Origin of the sequence: Pseudomonas sp. B21-040, assembly GCF_024748695.1 — a bacterium.
Taxonomy (GTDB): Bacteria; Pseudomonadota; Gammaproteobacteria; order Pseudomonadales; family Pseudomonadaceae; genus Aquipseudomonas.
The window spans coordinates 519,428-536,128 of record NZ_CP087176.1 but is presented as its reverse complement, the minus strand read 5'-3'; the positions used below and the strand labels follow the sequence as shown (position 1 = coordinate 536,128).

At 60.3% G+C, this 16,701-nt stretch carries 14 protein-coding genes and 1 riboswitch; of the genes, 6 read left to right on the top strand and 8 right to left on the bottom strand.

All coding sequences use genetic code 11. The features are described 5' to 3' along the window. Positions 1 to 38 precede the first annotated feature (38 nt). Positions 39 to 491: a DUF1249 domain-containing protein gene (locus LOY55_RS02390; protein ID WP_046028368.1), complete on the bottom strand. Its 453-nt coding sequence runs from the start codon at positions 489 to 491 to the stop codon at positions 39 to 41. After that, entirely contained in the window at positions 482 to 1,099 is a 618-nt protein-coding gene (locus LOY55_RS02385; protein WP_109785427.1) for an NUDIX domain-containing protein, read from the bottom strand. The genes LOY55_RS02390 and LOY55_RS02385 overlap by 10 nt, the downstream gene beginning before the upstream one ends. Positions 1,100 to 1,327: 228 nt before the next feature. On the opposite strand from LOY55_RS02385, the gene LOY55_RS02380 reads away from it, so the two are divergent. Then, positions 1,328 to 2,074, top strand: a complete 747-nt coding sequence (locus LOY55_RS02380; RefSeq protein ID WP_046028364.1) for an RsiV family protein — start codon at positions 1,328 to 1,330, stop codon at positions 2,072 to 2,074. Here LOY55_RS02380 and cytX read toward each other — a convergent pair. Both cytX and thiC read right to left on the bottom strand, forming a co-directional pair. Further along, a complete protein-coding gene (cytX, locus tag LOY55_RS02375) occupies positions 2,043 to 3,335 on the bottom strand; it encodes a putative hydroxymethylpyrimidine transporter CytX (protein WP_223525419.1) in 1,293 nt (430 codons plus the stop codon). The genes LOY55_RS02380 and cytX overlap by 32 nt on opposite strands. A gap of 159 nt (positions 3,336 to 3,494) precedes the next feature. Further along, the gene (gene thiC, locus LOY55_RS02370; protein ID WP_046028360.1) at positions 3,495 to 5,384 is read right to left on the bottom strand and encodes a phosphomethylpyrimidine synthase ThiC; all 1,890 of its coding nucleotides are present in this window, start codon (positions 5,382 to 5,384) and stop codon (positions 3,495 to 3,497) included. A gap of 163 nt (positions 5,385 to 5,547) precedes the next feature. Next, a riboswitch (TPP riboswitch) is annotated at positions 5,548 to 5,653 on the bottom strand. A gap of 193 nt (positions 5,654 to 5,846) precedes the next feature. On the opposite strand from thiC, the gene LOY55_RS02365 reads away from it, so the two are divergent. Continuing rightward, positions 5,847 to 7,289 (top strand): TolC family outer membrane protein, encoded by a 1,443-nt coding sequence (locus LOY55_RS02365; RefSeq protein WP_046028358.1) that lies wholly within the window; start codon positions 5,847 to 5,849, stop codon positions 7,287 to 7,289. 36 nt (positions 7,290 to 7,325) lie between these two features. Here the strand turns inward: LOY55_RS02365 and waaA are convergent, their stop codons facing one another. Together waaA and LOY55_RS02355 are read right to left on the bottom strand one after the other, a co-directional pair. Next, positions 7,326 to 8,603: a lipid IV(A) 3-deoxy-D-manno-octulosonic acid transferase gene (gene waaA, locus LOY55_RS02360; RefSeq protein ID WP_223525420.1), complete on the bottom strand. Its 1,278-nt coding sequence runs from the start codon at positions 8,601 to 8,603 to the stop codon at positions 7,326 to 7,328. Positions 8,604 to 8,614: 11 nt separating this feature from the next. Further along, positions 8,615 to 9,511: a LysR family transcriptional regulator gene (locus tag LOY55_RS02355; RefSeq protein WP_046028353.1), complete on the bottom strand. Its 897-nt coding sequence runs from the start codon at positions 9,509 to 9,511 to the stop codon at positions 8,615 to 8,617. A gap of 103 nt (positions 9,512 to 9,614) precedes the next feature. On the opposite strand from LOY55_RS02355, the gene LOY55_RS02350 reads away from it, so the two are divergent. The 4 genes from LOY55_RS02350 to LOY55_RS02335 all read left to right on the top strand — a co-directional run bounded on the left by LOY55_RS02350 (position 9,615) and on the right by LOY55_RS02335 (position 13,105). Next, positions 9,615 to 9,947 carry a multidrug efflux SMR transporter gene (locus tag LOY55_RS02350; RefSeq protein ID WP_008027887.1) on the top strand — a complete coding sequence of 111 codons (333 nt, stop codon included), beginning with the start codon at positions 9,615 to 9,617 and terminating at the stop codon, positions 9,945 to 9,947. 171 nt (positions 9,948 to 10,118) lie between these two features. Then, a complete protein-coding gene (locus LOY55_RS02345; protein WP_223525421.1) occupies positions 10,119 to 11,294 on the top strand; it encodes an FAD-binding oxidoreductase in 1,176 nt (391 codons plus the stop codon). Continuing rightward, a complete protein-coding gene (locus LOY55_RS02340) occupies positions 11,291 to 12,103 on the top strand; it encodes an aldo/keto reductase (RefSeq protein WP_223525422.1) in 813 nt (270 codons plus the stop codon). The genes LOY55_RS02345 and LOY55_RS02340 overlap by 4 nt, the downstream gene beginning before the upstream one ends. Before the next feature lie 33 nt (positions 12,104 to 12,136). Further along, entirely contained in the window at positions 12,137 to 13,105 is a 969-nt protein-coding gene (locus tag LOY55_RS02335) for a metal ABC transporter ATPase (RefSeq protein WP_077432358.1), read from the top strand. A gap of 37 nt (positions 13,106 to 13,142) precedes the next feature. Here the strand turns inward: LOY55_RS02335 and hldE are convergent, their stop codons facing one another. Both hldE and msbA read right to left on the bottom strand, forming a co-directional pair. Then, positions 13,143 to 14,564 carry a bifunctional D-glycero-beta-D-manno-heptose-7-phosphate kinase/D-glycero-beta-D-manno-heptose 1-phosphate adenylyltransferase HldE gene (gene hldE, locus LOY55_RS02330; RefSeq protein WP_046028345.1) on the bottom strand — a complete coding sequence of 474 codons (1,422 nt, stop codon included), beginning with the start codon at positions 14,562 to 14,564 and terminating at the stop codon, positions 13,143 to 13,145. A gap of 296 nt (positions 14,565 to 14,860) precedes the next feature. Continuing rightward, positions 14,861 to 16,663 carry a lipid A export permease/ATP-binding protein MsbA gene (gene msbA, locus LOY55_RS02325; protein WP_109785422.1) on the bottom strand — a complete coding sequence of 601 codons (1,803 nt, stop codon included), beginning with the start codon at positions 16,661 to 16,663 and terminating at the stop codon, positions 14,861 to 14,863. Positions 16,664 to 16,701: the final 38 nt, after the last annotated feature.

Below are 16,701 nucleotides of genomic sequence, written 5' to 3'. Positions count from 1 at the left end.
TCAAAAGGGGAAACTTGTGAACCTGACGCAGTTCACAACTACCGCACAACAGCGTACTCGTGCCCACAGGCCAGGCAATGGCTCAGCCATTCGCCCAGAAACATATTCAACTGGGCTTTTTCGTCCGGCTGATGCATCGAGGCGTTCGGGTAAGGATAGACACCACGAAATCGCCGGGCATGCTCGGCGCTGACCACTTCGGCCATGCAGGCATCGTGATAGACCTGCACTTCCAGTTGCGGTACCGGCAGCCAGGGCAGGCTGTGTTCCTGGCGCACTTGCAGGGTCGTGGTGTACGGACAGACCTGCACCACTTCCAGCGCCAGCACGCCGAGCATCTGTTCACCGTGAGTCACGGCAATGCGCCGCGCCGCCGGCTCGTCGCGCATGTCTGGCAACAGTCGCATCAAGCGTGCGTAGTTGGCCTCGCAGGAAGCTTGCAGCCCCGCAAGGTCCACCCGATAACGATCGCGCAGCTTGTTTACGACCATAACCCCCTCACTTCAGCGCGGTTTAAAGCTAACCATTGCAAGGCAATGATGCTGGCCGCGTTGGCAATTCGTCCGTCACGCACGGCTTGCAGGGCATCTTCGAACGCCCAGACCGTGACGCGGATATCTTCAGCTTCTTCCTCCAGCCCATGCAGGCCGCCGACCCCGGTGGTTTCGCAGCGCCCCAGGAACAGGTGCACAAACTCGTTACTGCCGCCCGGCGACGGGAAATAGTTGAGCATCGGCCAGAGCGCCCCGAACACAAGCCCAGCTTCCTCCTGCCCCTCACGGTGAGCAACTTCTTCCGGCACTTCTTCCTTATCGATCAGACCAGCGACCAGTTCGATCAGCCACGGGTTGTCGGTCTTGCCCATGGCGCCGACGCGAAACTGCTCGATCAGCACCACTTCGTCGCGCTGCGGATCGTACGGCAGTACGCATACCGCATCGTGGCGAACAAACACTTCACGATCGATTTCGCGACTCATGCCACCGGCGAATAGTTCGTGGCGCAAATGCACACGGTCGAGCTTATAAAAGCCTTCGTAGCATTTTTCGCGCCGCACGATATCCACGGCGGTCGGAATGGCGTTGGCAAAATCAGTCATGACAATCCTCTTTACTGCAAATCCGTTACGAGGTTCCTTTTTGTTACTTGCAACCTCGACTTCGCGCCATCCTAACGCGCCCGCGACATTTGATGCAGCCCCTTTCCCGTCAGCGGGATAGACGGTGAGGGCGAAACCAACTCTAATTAGCTTAGTGGCGAACTGACTGCTTCGTTGATAGTCGAAGCGGATAACTTTTTGCCTTCCCCTGTTTTACAAAGGACGCCCATGTCGCTTTTTAAAATCGCCTCCGTGGCCGCAATCGCCCTGACGCTGGGCGCCTGCCAGAGTCTGTTTCAGCCCAACTACCGGGCGCCGCTGGAAACGACCCGCGATGCCGCCGAAACCCTGAAACCGGGTTGCACTACCCCCGATTGCCCGCTGGTGAACATCGATACCGTGCACTTTCCCGCCGAACCGCAATTGGACGGCATCGTCGAAAAACGCTTGCTGCTATTGACGCGCACCTCACCGGACGCCCCGGTGGCACCGACGCTGGCAGCCTATCGCGATGAGTTTTTGCGCACGGCCAGCCCGCGCACCAGCAGTTACTTGCAAGCCAAGGTACGTGAGCAGCATGACGGCTTGGTGATCGTCGAGTTTTCCAGCTACCTGGACACCGGCGGCGCACATGGCACGCCGGGCCGCAGCTTTATCAACTATTCACGCCAGCAGCACAAAGTGCTGACGCTGTCGGACATGCTGGTTCCGGGTCAGGAAGAGGCGTTCTGGAAGGCGGCACAAGTCGCGCATAACAGCTGGTTGATCAGCACCAAGCTCGATCAGGAACCGGAGTTCGTGAAGAGCTGGCCGTTCCAGAAAACCCAGAACGTGGCGCTGACCTACGGCGGGGTGATCCTCAAGTACGAAACCAGCACCATTGCGCCTTACGCGCTGGGCCATATCGAACTGAAGATCCCTTACCCACGCCTGAACGGCATCATCAAGCCCGAGCTGTTTCCCGGCCGTAACTGAAGGCCCGGCCCAATACCAGTTGCAGCAGCCCTGCCAGAATCAATGACGGCAGGGTTGCGCCGATGTCCGGATACAGATTGGCCAGCAAATGATAGGTGCTCACCCCGCCCAGCCAGGCGAGCAACGCCGGCCAGCGCAATGCGGCTGACGCGACTTGGGCACTGCGTTTGCGCAGGATGAAGTGATCCACCAACACCACGCCGAACAGCGGCGCAAACACCGAACCGATCAACAGCAGGAAATTCTGGTACTGGGCCAGCGGCGCCAGGCAGGCGATCAGCGTGCAGATCACGCCGATGGCCAGCGCCAGATGCTCGACTTTCAAGCGCAACAGAATCCCGCTGGAAACGGCCGCCGAGTGAATATCGGCGAAGGCGTTTTCCGACTCGTCCAACAGGATAAGCAGCAGCGGAATACCCAGGCCGGCACCGGCCAACGCCAACAGCAAGGCATTCACTTCACCACTCGGCGCGAACGCCAGGGTGTAAGCCACGCCCAGGCTCATCAGCCAGAAATTACCAATAAAGAAGCCAATGGCCGTGCCACCGAACACGTTTTTCGCACGCTTGCCGAAACGCGAGTAGTCGGCAATCAGCGGTAGCCACGACAGCGGCATCGCGATAGCGATGTCGAAGCCCACGGCGAACGGCATCGAACCATCGCCGGCCTGCGCCCACAAAGCGGCCAGATCGGCTTTGGCGAACAGGTTCCAGGTCAGCCAGATGCACGCCGCCAGCAACAGCCAGATACCCCACTTGCGCAGGATTTGCCGTACGAATGTGAGTGGCCCGCTGACCGCCAGCAAGGTCGCCAAGGCGCCGAAGAACAAAGTCCAGAGCAGTGGATTCGACAGCAGGCTGCCTTCGCTGAACGCCCGCGCACCCAACAGGCTGGCGGCGTCGCGCATGACGATGATTTCGAACGAGCCCCAACCGATCAGTTGCAGCAGGTTCAGCACGGCCGGCAGGCTCGCGCCACGCTTGCCGAGGCTGAGCTTGAGCGCGGCCATGGACGACAGGCCCGTGTCGCAGCCGATCACGCCGACCGCAGCCAGCAGCAGAACGCCGACCAGCGTGCCGAGGAAGATGGCCAGTAACGAACCGGACAGACCCAGGCCTGGCGCCAGCAGCGCACCGGTCTGGAGCACCATCAGGCCAATGCCGAGGGAGAACCACAGGGAAAACAGATCGCGCCCGCCGAAGACACGCTTGTCGGTCGGCACGGCGATATCGGGAGAATAGGTACTGGGTTGAATGCTCAAGGGTGTTATCTCAGAGGGACATTTGTTGTTGTGTTGACCATCGAACCTGTAGGAGCAGGGCTTGCCGGCGATGGCGATCTCGAGGACGTGATCGCGGGCAAGCCTTGCTCCTACAAAAAAAACAGCGCCAGCCTTGAGAGACCGGCACTGCCGGTCAGATCAAACCTTCTTGTACAGCTGACTGCCTTCCTGCTTGAACCGCTCAGCCTGATCCGCCAACCCTTGGGCGACGTCGGCATCAACGGTGTCGATCCGCTGGTTGGCCGCGTATTCGCGGACTTCCTGAGTGATCTTCATCGAGCAGAATTTCGGCCCGCACATGGAGCAGAAGTGCGCGACCTTGGCCGAATCCTTCGGCAGGGTTTCATCGTGATACGAACGGGCAGTGTCTGGATCAAGGCCCAGGTTGAACTGGTCTTCCCAGCGGAATTCGAAACGCGCCTTGCTCAAGGCATTGTCGCGGATCTGTGCGCCCGGATGCCCCTTCGCCAGATCGGCGGCATGCGCGGCAATCTTGTAGGTGATGATCCCGGTCTTCACGTCATCCTTGTTCGGCAGGCCCAGGTGTTCCTTCGGCGTGACGTAGCACAGCATCGCGCAACCGAACCAGCCGATCATCGCCGCACCGATACCCGAAGTGATGTGGTCATAGCCTGGTGCAATGTCGGTGGTCAGCGGGCCGAGGGTGTAGAACGGCGCCTCGTCGCAGCATTCCAGCTGCTTGTCCATGTTCTCTTTGATCAACTGCATCGGCACGTGGCCCGGGCCTTCGATCATGCACTGCACGTCGTGCTTCCAGGCGATTTTGGTCAGCTCACCGAGGGTTTCCAGCTCTCCGAATTGCGCGGCGTCGTTGGCGTCGGCAATCGAGCCCGGACGCAGGCCATCACCCAGCGAGAAGCTGACGTCGTAAGCCTTCATGATTTCGCAGATGTCTTCGAAATGGGTGTAGAGGAAGTTTTCCTTGTGGTGCGCCAGGCACCACTTGGCCATGATCGAACCGCCACGGGAAACGATGCCGGTCACACGCTTGGCGGTCAGCGGCACGTAACGCAACAGGACGCCGGCGTGGATGGTGAAGTAGTCAACGCCCTGCTCGGCCTGTTCGATCAAGGTGTCGCGGAACAGCTCCCAGGTCAGGTCTTCGGCAGCGCCGCCGACTTTTTCCAGGGCCTGGTAAATCGGCACTGTACCGATCGGCACCGGCGAGTTGCGGATGATCCACTCGCGGGTTTCGTGAATGTGTTTGCCGGTGGACAGGTCCATGACCGTGTCCGAACCCCAGCGAATGCCCCAGGTCAGTTTCGCCACTTCTTCTTCGATGGACGAACCCAAAGCGCTGTTGCCGATGTTGCCGTTGATCTTCACCAGGAAGTTACGGCCGATGATCATCGGTTCCAGTTCGGTGTGGTTGATGTTGGCCGGAATGATCGCGCGACCACGGGCGATTTCGTCACGCACGAATTCGGGAGTGATGATTTTTGGCACGCTGGCACCGAAGCTGTGGCCGGCGTGTTGCTGGTCCAGCAGGCCGGCAGCGCGGGCCACTTCCAGCTTCATGTTTTCGCGGATGGCGACGTATTCCATCTCGGCGGTGATGATGCCTTTGCGGGCGTAGTGCATCTGGCTGACGTTGGCGCCAGCCTTGGCGCGGCGCGGGTTGTTGACGTGAGCAAAACGCAGCTTGGTCAGCTCGGCATCGGCGAGGCGTTCCTGACCGAAGTTGGAGCTCAGGCCCGCCAGGCGCTCGGTGTCGCCACGGGACTCGATCCATGGCGAGCGCACATCGGCCAGGCCTTTGCGCACGTCGATGATGACGTTGGGGTCGGTGTACGGGCCCGAGGTGTCGTACACAACCACCGGCGCGTTGATCTCGCCGCCGAAGTCCGTCGGGGTCACATCAAGGCTGATTTCGCGCATCGGTACGAGGATGTCCGGACGAGAGCCCTGGACATAGATTTTTTGCGAGCGGGTAAACGGCTGAACCGATTGTTGATCGACTTGGGCCGAATCACTCAGGTTCGTTATGTTTTTTGGTTTTATCGTCATCACGGGCTCTCCGAACACATCCAGGCAGTGGATTTTTGTCGGAGCGAACCTGTAAACGAATGGACGCACGTGCGCTGGGAAAACCAGCTGTGCTGTGCTCAGTGCTCGAGGGGTGTTCGATTGTCGAACAACATCCCGGACGAAGCACAAGAGGACTCGCCGGGTGACGAGAAATCTTGTTCCCTACGCAGGCGCTAACCTGATCAGGTTCAACGGGATCCGAAATTATTCGATCTCAGCCTCATAGCAAGGCACCCCGACAAGAACCCGGCCAGTCTAGACACAACCGGCAAAGAACGCCAACACCGCTGCAAACACCGTGATGAATGGCGCATACAGGATTGTTGCCGCCCTCGTGCACAACTACACTCGCTACGCCGAGCCATGCATTGACGTGGTACGAGCCGCGCCTCAGACTTGGCGCTCAAATTACTTATGTAATATTAATTCTAGGGAACGCCTATGCTGCGCAAACTTTCACTGGCCCTTGCCGTGTCTTGTGCGTCTTATGGAATGGCCTGGGCAGCAGAAGCGCCCTTATCGACCAGGAACGACCTGGTCAGCGTCTACCAGGAAGCGAAGAACAACAACGCCGACCTTGCGGCGGCCATCGCTCAATACGGTGCCCAGAAAGAAGTCGTGCCCCAGGCGCGTGCCGGCTTGCTGCCCAACCTCTCGGGCGGCGCCGACGTTGCCAATGTGCGCACGGCAATCGATCAGCCTTCGTCGACGGCCAACCGCAATGCACGCTCGTATCAGGCCACCCTGGCACAGCCGCTGTTTCGTGCCGATCGCTGGTTCCAGTTCCAGGCAGCCAAGGAAGTCAATGAACAGGCCGCCCTGCAACTCTCGGCCACCGAGCAAAACCTGATCCTGCAAACCGCTGAAAACTACTTCAATGTGTTGCGCACACAGGACAACCTGGCGTCGACCAAGGCAGAAGAAGCGGCGTTCAAACGCCAGCTCGACCAGTCCAACGAGCGTTTTGACGTTGGCCTGTCGGACAAGACCGACGTGCTGAACTCACAAGCCAGCTACGACACTGCACGCGCCAACCGAATCGTTGCGCAGCGTCAGGTGGATGACGCGTTTGAAGCGCTGGTCACCCTGACCAACCGTCAGTACAACTCGATCTGGGGCATCAGCCATAAACTGCCGATCCTGCCGCCGGTACCGAACGACGCCAAAGCCTGGGTCGAAACGGCGGCTCGGCAGAACCTGAATTTGCTGGCCAGCAACTACGCCGTCAGTGCCGCCGAAGAAACCCTCAAGCAGCGCAAGTCCGGTCACTTACCGACCCTCGACGCCGTGGCGAAATATGAAAAAGGCGACAACGACGCGCTGGGGTTCAGCAACCCGAACAACCTTCCCCAGGCCTACGGTGGCGACGTCGAGCAAACGACAGTGGGACTGCAACTGAGCATCCCTATCTACAGCGGCGGCCTGATCACCTCGCAAGTGCGTCAATCGTACTCACAGCTGGACCAGACCGAGCAGCAACGCGAATCCTTGCGTCGGCAAATCGTCGAAAGCACCCGCGACCTGCATCGCGCGGTGAATACTGACGTTGAGCAGGTACAGGCGCGCAAGCAGTCGATCATCTCCAACCAGAGTGCGGTGGAAGCGACCGAGATCGGTTATCAGGTGGGGACACGCAACATCGTCGACGTACTGGATGCGCAGCGCTCGCTGTACACCTCGGTGCGCGACTACAACAACACCCGCTACGACTACATCCTCGACAACCTGCGCTTGAAGCAGCAGGCCGGCACGCTGAACCCGGGGGATCTGGAAGACTTGAAACGCTTCCTCAAGGCTGACTACAACCCCGACAAGGATTTCTTGCCGCCCGACCTGGCCAAGGCAGCGGAAGAGCAACTCAAGTCACGACCGCCCACCCAGTAATACTTGCGGCGAGGGGGCATGCCCCCTCGCGACACATTAGCGGCCGATCAAACGCCCCAACCCATCCAGCAAACGCTGCAACGCGCCTTGATTGGTGCGCATCACTTTCAACCCCGCCTCTGCCATCCGCTGCGCATCGCGCGGCAACTCGAACAGCCGCTGCACCGCCAGCGCCAGACCTTCAGCATCCTCCACCTCCTGCAACGCCCCGGCATTGCGCAATTGCGCGGCGATTTCGAGGAAGTTGAACAGGTGCGGGCCACTCAGGACAGGTTTGGCCAGTGCTGCCGGCTCCAGCAGATTATGCCCGCCATTCGGCACGAGACTGCCGCCCACAAAAGCACTGTCGGCCAAGGCGTAGAGAAACAGCAACTCGCCCATGGTGTCGCCCACCAGCACCGATGTCGCCGAGGTCACCGGCTCGCCGCTGGAGCGACGCAGCGCTGTAAAGCCCTGTTGCTGACACAGGTCGAACACCGCGTTGAAACGCTCCGGGTGGCGCGGTACCAATATCAGCAAGGCATCGGGATGATTGGTCAACAGCTGACGATGAGCCGCAAGGACCACCTCGTCTTCGCCTTCATGGGTACTGGCGGCAATCCATACCGGTCGTTCCTGGGCGTGCCATTGCGTGCGTAGCTCGACGGCACGTTGCAGCAATTGCGGGTCGATGGTCAGGTCGAACTTGATCGAGCCAGTAACTTCCACGGTGTCCGGGCGGGCGCCCAACTCGCGAAAGCGCTGGGCTTCGGCCTCGGTCTGTACCGCGAACAGGCTCATCTCGGCGAGCATCGGTTGGGTCAGTTTGCTGAAACGGCCATAGCCCTTGGCTGAGCGTTCAGACAGTCGCGCATTGGCCAATGCCACGGGAATATTACGTTTGGCACATTGGTGAATGTGGTTGGGCCAGAGTTCGGTCTCCATGATCACTGCCAGCGTAGGCCGGACCCGATCAAGAAAACGCGCCGCCGCACAGGGCAAATCGTAAGGCAAATAGCAGTGCTGGATGCGCGGCTCATTGGCGAACAACGCCTGGATGCGCTCGGACCCGGTCGGGGTCATGCAAGTCACGGTAATGGGCAACTGTGGATAACGTTGCAACAGGGCGCGAATCATCGGCGCCGCGGCGATGCTTTCGCCCACCGACACCGCGTGCACCCAGATACCACCCGGCTTCATCGCTGGCAGTCCGATGGAAAAGCGCTCGCCAATGCGCTTGGCGTACGCTGGCGCCTTACGCGCTCGCAGCCACAGCCGAATTGCTACCAGTGGCAGCCCCAGATAAAACAGCGCGGTGTAGAGAGTTCTATTCATGGCGGCGGAGTTTATCGGCTTTTCTCGCCGATCGTCTGCAAGTGCACGGCAAAACGTTCCGCTAGCCAACGCGCCGCCGGGCCGAGCGGCTCATCGCGACGCCAAACCAGTTCCACCACCAGCGCCGGCGGTGTCCATTCGCTGACCAGTTCAACCATCAGGCCCTGATACGCCGGGTACTGCACCACATGCCGTGGCAACCACGCCCAACCGAGACCGCGCACCAGCCATTCGGCCATCACGTAGAAGCTGTCGGCGCGCCAGACTTGCGGACTGGCCGGTTCACTGCCGGGATAGACGCTGGACTGTGTGGACATCAACAACTGTCGATGCTGCGCCAGCGCCTGGCAATCAGCTTGAGCCTGTTTGGCGAGTGGGTGTCCGACGCCGCACACCGTGACCATCTCAACGCTGCCCAACACCCGCCGCTCAAGGGCTTCGGGGATCTGGTCGTGATAAAACAGCAAACCCAGATCGGCCCGACGCTCCACCAGTTTGCGCGCCACATCGCCTTGGGCAGCGCTGGTCAGTTGCACTTCAAGGCTGGGAAATTTTTCGGCCAGGGCTTCAAAGCTTTCGATGATCGGCTGATAGGGCATGGCCTCATCCTGGGCCACCCGCAGACGCGCCTCCTGGCCGCGCATCATGGCCAGCGCACGGCCATTGAGGCGCTCACACTGACGCAACACTTCCCGCGCCTCTTCCAACAGGGCATTACCGGCCTCGGTGAGTTTCGGCTGACGGCCACTGCTGCGGTCGAACAGGCTGACACCCAGGTCTTCTTCCAGCAACGCAATAGAACTGCTGACCGCCGACTGCGCCCTGCGCTGAAGACGCGCCACGGCAGAAAACGAACGCTGCTCCGCTACGCTGACAAACAGTTGCAGTTGCTCAAGATTCCATTGCATAGACCAACCCATCTTCGTGGCAGATAGGTAATGACTTTACCGCATCTCAACAGCCTCTAAAATGCCGACCATAGAAAGCAACACTTCACACGAGGATGCACCCATGACCGCTTACTACTACCTGGCCATCGCCATCTGCGCCGAAGTGATCGCGACCGTTTCGATGAAAGCCGTCAAAGGCTTCAGCACCCCACTGCCACTGATACTGGTAATCGTCGGCTACGGCATCGCCTTCTGGATGCTGACTCTGGTGGTGCGCAGCGTGCCGGTGGGCGTCGCTTACGCGGTATGGGCCGGCATGGGCATCGTGATGGTCAGCGTCGCGGCACTGTTTATCTACGGACAGAAGCTGGATGTGCCGGCGATGCTGGGGATGGCGCTGATTGTATTGGGCGTTGTGGTGATCCAGCTCTTCTCCAAGACCGCCGGCCACTGATACACCACTTTGTGTAGCAGCTGCCGAAGGCTGCGTCCGACTGCGAAGCAGTCGTAAAAACTGACAATAGACAATTCAGACAGATCGAAGGCGAGGACTTCGGCAGCTGCTACATAGCGCTTGGCATGAATCTGTATACTGCGACCTCGTCTTGAACACTGAGGTCGCCGCATGCCATCCGTTATTTCCACCGACGTTCTGATTGTCGGCGCTGGTGTCGCCGGCCTCTGGCTGAATGCGCGCCTGCGCCGCCAGGGTTTTTCGACCGTGCTGGTGGAAAGCGCCAGCCTCGGCGGCGGGCAGAGTGTGAAGTCCCAGGGGATTATTCACGGTGGTGCCAAGTACGCGTTGCATGGCGCCCTGACCGGCGCGTCGGAAGCGATTGCCGACATGCCGCGCCGCTGGCGTGAAGCACTGGCGGGCGATGGCGAGCTAGACCTGTCTGGCGTGCGCCTGTTGTCCCACGCCCACTACCTCTGGTCCCCCGGCACGCTCGCCGGCAACCTCACCAGTTTCTTCGCCAGCAAGGCCGTGCGTGGCCGCGTCGATCAGGTCAAGGGCGATCAATTGCCACCGGCCCTGCAAGACAAACGCTTCAAGGGCAAGGTCTATCGCCTGGCCGAATTGGTGGTCGATGTGCCCAGCCTGATCCAGCGCCTGGCCGATCTGGCCGGTGATGGCCTGCTCGCCGGGCAAACCATCGAACCGCTGCTTGAAAGTGGCGTGCTGGTCGGCTTGAAGGTGGACGGCCGCGAGATTCGTGCACAACGCATCGTCCTCAGCGCCGGTGGCGGCACCGCGGCGTTGCTGGAAGCACTGGGGCTGAGCCAACCCGCCATGCAGCGACGGCCGCTGCACATGATCATCGCCAAAGGCCCGGGTCTCAAACCGCTGTACGCCCATTGCCTGGGCGGCGGCACCAAACCACGCCTGACTGTGACCACTCACCCGGCGGCCGATGGTCAATGGGTCTGGTACATGGGTGGCGATATCGCCGAAGCCGAAGGCGTTGCCCGCGAACCCGCCGAGCAAATCGCCACGGCCCAGCATGAGCTCGGTCAGTTGCTGCCATGGATCGACCTGAGCACAGCGCAATGGGCCACCTTGCGCGTGGACCGCGCCGAGCCGCTGCAATCGGGGCTCATTCGTCCCGACAATGCGTTTGTCGCCGAACAAGGTCGGCTGCTGGTGGGCTGGCCAACCAAACTGGCGTTGGCGCCAGACTTCGCCGACCGGGTCATCGCCAGCCTGACGCGTGACGGCATCCAGCCAAGCCAGACCGCCCCGCTGCCGCCACTGCCAAAACCGCCGATGGGCGTGCCGGCCTGGGAGCAACTGCTGCCATGAGCCAACCGACCCTGCACGACCTGCATCGCCCACTGGGCAGCACCGGCCTGCTGGTTTCGCCACTGGGCCTGGGCACCGTCAAACTCGGCCGCGACCAAGGCGTGAAGTACCCCAACGGCTTCCAGATCCCCGACGATGACGATGCACGCAGCCTGCTCAAGCTCGCCCGTGACATGGGCATCAACCTGATCGACACCGCCCCGGCCTATGGCCGCAGCGAAGAACGCCTTGGCCCGCTGTTGCGCGGCCAGCGTCAAGACTGGGTGATTGTCAGCAAGGTCGGCGAAGAGTTTTGTGATGGCCAGTCGAGCCATGATTTCAGCGCTGCCCACACTCGGCTGTCCGTAGAGCGCAGCCTGCAACGCCTGGAAACGGACTTTATCGACCTGGTGCTGGTGCACTCAGACGGTAACGATCTGTCGATCCTCAATGACAGTGAGGTTTATGCGACCCTCGCCGTGCTGAAGGTCGAAGGTAAAATTCGCGGTTTCGGTTTTTCCGGTAAAACCGTCGCCGGTGGTTTGAAGGCTCTGGAGCAAGGTGATTGCGCCATGGTCACCTACAATCTGAACGACCAGTACGAGAAGCCCGTCATTGACTATGCTGCTGCACACGGCAAAGCCATTCTGGTCAAAAAAGCCCTCGCCAGCGGTCATGTGTGCCTGAGTCCAGGTGTGGACCCAGTGCGCGCCAGCTTCGAGTTGTTGTTTGAACATCCGGGTGTTGCCAGTGCTATCGTCGGGACCATCAATCCGCTGCACCTCGCCCACAACGTTGCGACTGTTGCCCAGGTCCTACGTAGAAACTGATGCCGCCCCACGCGGCCTTAAGCAGGAGCCGACATGCCGCGTACGCTCATAAGAAAGAACCCGAGCAACTTCAAGACCCTGCCGTTGTACGTCGAAGCGACTCCCGAAGGCTTGAGCTATCAGAGCGTCGGGATGCCGCTCAATTTCTCCCAGACCCTGCAACGTCGCCGCCCCGTGACGGTGGCCAGCACCGAGCGATTTGCCCTGGAACTGGCCAATCTCGGTGTCTCGGTGCGCCTGACCCTGCATTGGCAGAATCGCGATTATTGGGTGTTGGTGCGTCAGCGTCGGCAAGACCGTGGCGACGTGGTGCTCAAGCTGATCTCCGGGTACGTTCCGGCCCATGAGCTGAACTTGCCGCTGCACACGGCGATCCAGGAAATTGCCGAAGAGTGCCTGCTGGAAACGCCCGAAGGCTGGCTCGGCGGACGCTTCAACAACACCTGGCTGCCGGCACCCTACGCCACGGCCTTGCATTACCGCGAGGCCCTGCCGTTCAGCCTGACGCCGTTGTCCGGCTCGGCGCGGCCCGTGCGCTGCGCCAATCTTCAATTGATTGAACGGCCGCGGGCTTACGTGCATCTGCCTACAGCGTCGCTGCAATTGATCTATGACTTGCGCCTGGACGTGCCGAAAGAAGCCAAGTCCTTGAGCCTGTTTCATGTCGATGAGCGGCTGGAAGGCGATCAACTGGTGGCCCGCCTCGATCGCAAGCGCCCCGACTTGTACCTGATGCCTTTGCAGGACGGTCAGCCGATGGCCGAGTTGTATACCTTGAAAAAAGATCAGTTGTACCCGGCGAGCACTCGCGGGTTGTACCTGGCAGAGAGTTTTGCCCGGCAGGAAGGCTGGCTGGTGCGCGATGAGCGAATTCGCTGGAAGGATTGGGTGCGGCAACAGGGCTTGAGCCCGCCGGGGAAAGATTCAGGTTTGGCGCGGTTGCGTGGGAAGGCAAAGCAATTACTGAGGAAAATCGTGCCGCGTAAAAAAGTCAGCCCTTGATCGTTCCCACGCTCTGCGTGGGAACGATCAAGCCGGGTCAGTTATTGCGGATCTTCTCGACAATCGCCGTGGTCGAGCTGTTTTCCACCAGCCCCAGCACTTTCACGGTCCCGCCGTAAGCGGTCACGATGTCCGCGCCGACCACCTGGTCGATCCCATAATCACCGCCCTTGACCAGCACGTCCGGCTTGACCTCGCGCAGTAGGTTTTCCGGGGTGCCTTCCGCGAAGCTGATTACCCAATCCACCGCGCCCAAACCGGCCAATACCGCCATGCGACGGTCGACGCTGTTGATCGGACGGCCCGGCCCTTTGAGACGGCTGACCGAGGCATCGTCGTTGACGGCAACGATCAGGCGATCGCCCTGGGCCCGCGCCTGTTCGAGGTAGGTCACGTGGCCAGCATGCAGAATGTCGAAGCAGCCATTGGTGAAGACGATCTTCTCTTTGTGCGCACGCGCATCATCGACCGCCAGCAAAAGCTGCTCAAGGCCCAGTACACCGCGCTCCGAACCTTCTTCACGCTGGATGGCGCGACGCAGCTCCGGGGCGCTGATCGCCGCCGTACCGAGCTTGCCGACCACGATGCCCGCCGCCAGGTTGGCCAGGGCTACCGCGTGAGGCAGTTCTTCACCCGCGGCAATGGCGGCCGCCAGGGTAGAAATCACGGTATCGCCGGCACCGGTCACGTCGAACACTTCACGGGCACGGGCCGGCAAGTGCAACGCCGGATGATCGGGGCGCAGCAAAGTCATGCCGTGTTCGCCACGGGTTACCAGCAAGGCGCCGAGGTCCAGGTCGTGCATCAGCTGCGCGCCCTTGCTCACCAGTTCGTGCTCATCGGCGCAACCGCCCACAATGGTTTCGAACTCGCTGAGGTTCGGAGTGATCAGGCTTGCGCCACGGTAGATCGAGAAATCCTTGCCCTTGGGATCCGCCAGCACCGGAATGCCACGGGCACGGGCAGCCTGGATCAGCACCTGATGGTTTTTCAGCGCGCCTTTGCCATAGTCGGACAGCACCAGCACCTTGATGCCTTCGAGCAAATCATCGACCTGCTCGCCCAGTGCCAACGCGTCGGTGGCGAAGGGTTCTTCAAAGTCGATACGCAGCAGTTGCTGGTGACGGCTCATGACCCGCAGCTTGACGATGGTCGGCTGGTGCGCAATACGCTGGAACATCGCCCGAACGCCCGCACCCTTGAGGCTATTGGCCAGGCTGTCGGCCGCTTCGTCGTCGCCGGTCACGCCGACCAGCGAGGCCGGAGCACCGAGCGCGGCAATGTTCAACGCAACGTTGGCGGCACCGCCCGGGCGGTCCTCGATTTGCTCGACCTTGACCACCGGTACGGGTGCCTCAGGGGAAATCCGTGAGGTACCACCATGCCAGTAACGGTCGAGCATGACATCGCCGACCACCAAGACAGGGGCTTGATCGAATCGCGGCATGGACAACTTCATGGAGCAACCCACATACAAAATGAACAGGGGCGCGATATTACCACAGGGTTGGCATTGGCTTGCGCGACGGCTGCAACGGGATGATTTGACGGGGGGATTTGTTCATTTATTGAGCAGGAAATACCAAAAACTGCCAAGCAGGCGCCTGCAAATTCTGTTTCTGCGGTCGATCTTGCGAATTACGGGAGGGTTTCACGCCCGGATCAAACAAAGGCAGCGCACTCGCCGGGGATTGATCGAGAGGGAAAAGTCTGGATACAAATCATCGGGCGCGTTGCGCGCCCGGTGAGCAAACGTCAGGCGATGTCTTCAGCCGGGGCGTCAAGGCCCATGGCATTCAGGCGGGCGTAGTAACCGTTGTGCGCCAGAAGCTCGGTATGGGTGCCGCGCTCGACGATCCGGCCCTGATCCATAACGAGAATCAGGTCGGCCTTTTCGATAGTTGACAGGCGGTGAGCAATCACCAGCGTGGTCCGGCCCTTCATCACTTGATCCAGCGCGGCCTGAATATGGCGCTCGGATTCGGTGTCGAGCGCCGAGGTGGCTTCGTCGAGAATCAACAACGGGGCGTTCTTCAGCAGGGCCCGTGCAATGGCCAGGCGTTGACGCTGGCCGCCGGAGAGCAGCACGCCGTTCTCACCAACCTGAGTGTCCAGGCCTTGGGGCAACTGCGCGATGAAGTCCATTGCGTACGCATCCCTCGCGGCTTTCTCGATCGCCTCACGAGGCGCTCCAGCCAGATCGCCGTAAGCAATGTTGTTGGCCACGGTGTCACTGAACAACGTCACATGCTGAGTCACCTGGGCGATGTGTTTGCGCAGGTTCAGCAGTTTGTACTGTTCCACCTCAACACCATCGATCAGGATCTCGCCCTTATCGTGGTGGTAGAAGCGCGGAATCAGGTTGGCCAGGGTCGATTTGCCGCTGCCCGAGCGCCCGACCAGTGCCACCATTTGCCCAGGCTCGACCGAGAAACTGATGTCATCGAGCACCTGGCGATCGGTGTCCGGGTAGGTGAAGCTCAGATTACGCACGTCCAGACGACCGCTGACGGCGTCGCGCTCGACGGTACCGGTATCAACTTCAGGCTCGACATCCAGCTGTTCGAAAATACTCTCGGCACCCGCCACACCTTTCTGGATGGTCGAGCTGACTTCGGACAACTGGCGGATCGGTTTAGGCAACAGGCCGGCCAGGGTGATGTAGGCAACCATGTCACCGGCCGATGCATCGCCGCGCAGGAACAGCACCAGGAACATCAACACCGCCATGGCGCTGTAAATCACCAATTGCAGCAACGGCGTGTAAATGGCGCCTGTACGTGTCATGCGCAGTTGCTTGTCGGTGTTGCCCTGACTGGCGGCAAAGAAGCGCTTCTCTTCGTAGACTTCACCACCAAAGCTGCGCACCACGCGATAACCCTGGATGGTTTCGGACGCCACGTGGGTCACGTCACCCATGGCCACCTGAATCTTCTTGCTCTGCTTGCGGAATTTCTTGCTCGCCGTACGCACCATGATGGCGATCAGCGGCAGGATGGCAATCATCACCAGCGTCAGGCGCCAGTTCATGAACAGCAGCGAGGCAAACAGGAAGATCACGGTCATGCCTTCACGGATTACGACCTTGATCGCATCTGTGGCCGCCCCGGTGACCATCGTCACGTTGAAGGTGATACGCGAAATCAGATGCCCCGAGTTATGCTTGTCGAAGTACCGGTTGGGCAAAACCAGCAGGTTGTTGAACAGTTGCACCCGCAAGTCATGGACCAGGCCGAGGGAAACCTTGGCCAGAAAGTAATTGCCCAGATAAGATCCCAACCCCTGCCACGCGGCGATCAGAATGATCAGCAGCGGCACAGCCTGCAACAATTGCAGGTCGCGCAGGTAAGGCACGGTTGGAAACAGCGCCGCCTCGGGATTGGACAGGCCATCGACAAAGTACTTGAGGATGTAGCCGAGCATTGGCTGGGTCGAAGCGAAAATCAAAAAGCCGACGATGCTGATCAGAAACAAACTGATGTACGGCCGGACATAGCCGAGCAAACGGAAGTAGATTTTCAAGCTCGATGGGCTTGCGGAGAGACTGGAGTCGGTCATATCACGCGTTTGTCGATAAAAAGGACGCAGACTTTAGC

Coding starts and splice junctions, on each gene's coding strand:
- LOY55_RS02390 (WP_046028368.1), bottom strand. CDS start 491: ATGGTCGTAAACAAGCTGCGCGATCGTTATCGGGTGGACCTTGCGGGG.
- LOY55_RS02385 (WP_109785427.1), bottom strand. CDS start 1,099: ATGACTGATTTTGCCAACGCCATTCCGACCGCCGTGGATATCGTGCGG.
- LOY55_RS02380 (WP_046028364.1), top strand. CDS start 1,328: ATGTCGCTTTTTAAAATCGCCTCCGTGGCCGCAATCGCCCTGACGCTG.
- thiC (WP_046028360.1), bottom strand. CDS start 5,384: ATGACGATAAAACCAAAAAACATAACGAACCTGAGTGATTCGGCCCAA.
- LOY55_RS02365 (WP_046028358.1), top strand. CDS start 5,847: ATGCTGCGCAAACTTTCACTGGCCCTTGCCGTGTCTTGTGCGTCTTAT.
- waaA (WP_223525420.1), bottom strand. CDS start 8,603: ATGAATAGAACTCTCTACACCGCGCTGTTTTATCTGGGGCTGCCACTG.
- LOY55_RS02355 (WP_046028353.1), bottom strand. CDS start 9,511: ATGCAATGGAATCTTGAGCAACTGCAACTGTTTGTCAGCGTAGCGGAG.
- LOY55_RS02350 (WP_008027887.1), top strand. CDS start 9,615: ATGACCGCTTACTACTACCTGGCCATCGCCATCTGCGCCGAAGTGATC.
- LOY55_RS02345 (WP_223525421.1), top strand. CDS start 10,119: ATGCCATCCGTTATTTCCACCGACGTTCTGATTGTCGGCGCTGGTGTC.
- LOY55_RS02340 (WP_223525422.1), top strand. CDS start 11,291: ATGAGCCAACCGACCCTGCACGACCTGCATCGCCCACTGGGCAGCACC.
- LOY55_RS02335 (WP_077432358.1), top strand. CDS start 12,137: ATGCCGCGTACGCTCATAAGAAAGAACCCGAGCAACTTCAAGACCCTG.
- hldE (WP_046028345.1), bottom strand. CDS start 14,564: ATGAAGTTGTCCATGCCGCGATTCGATCAAGCCCCTGTCTTGGTGGTC.
- msbA (WP_109785422.1), bottom strand. CDS start 16,663: ATGACCGACTCCAGTCTCTCCGCAAGCCCATCGAGCTTGAAAATCTAC.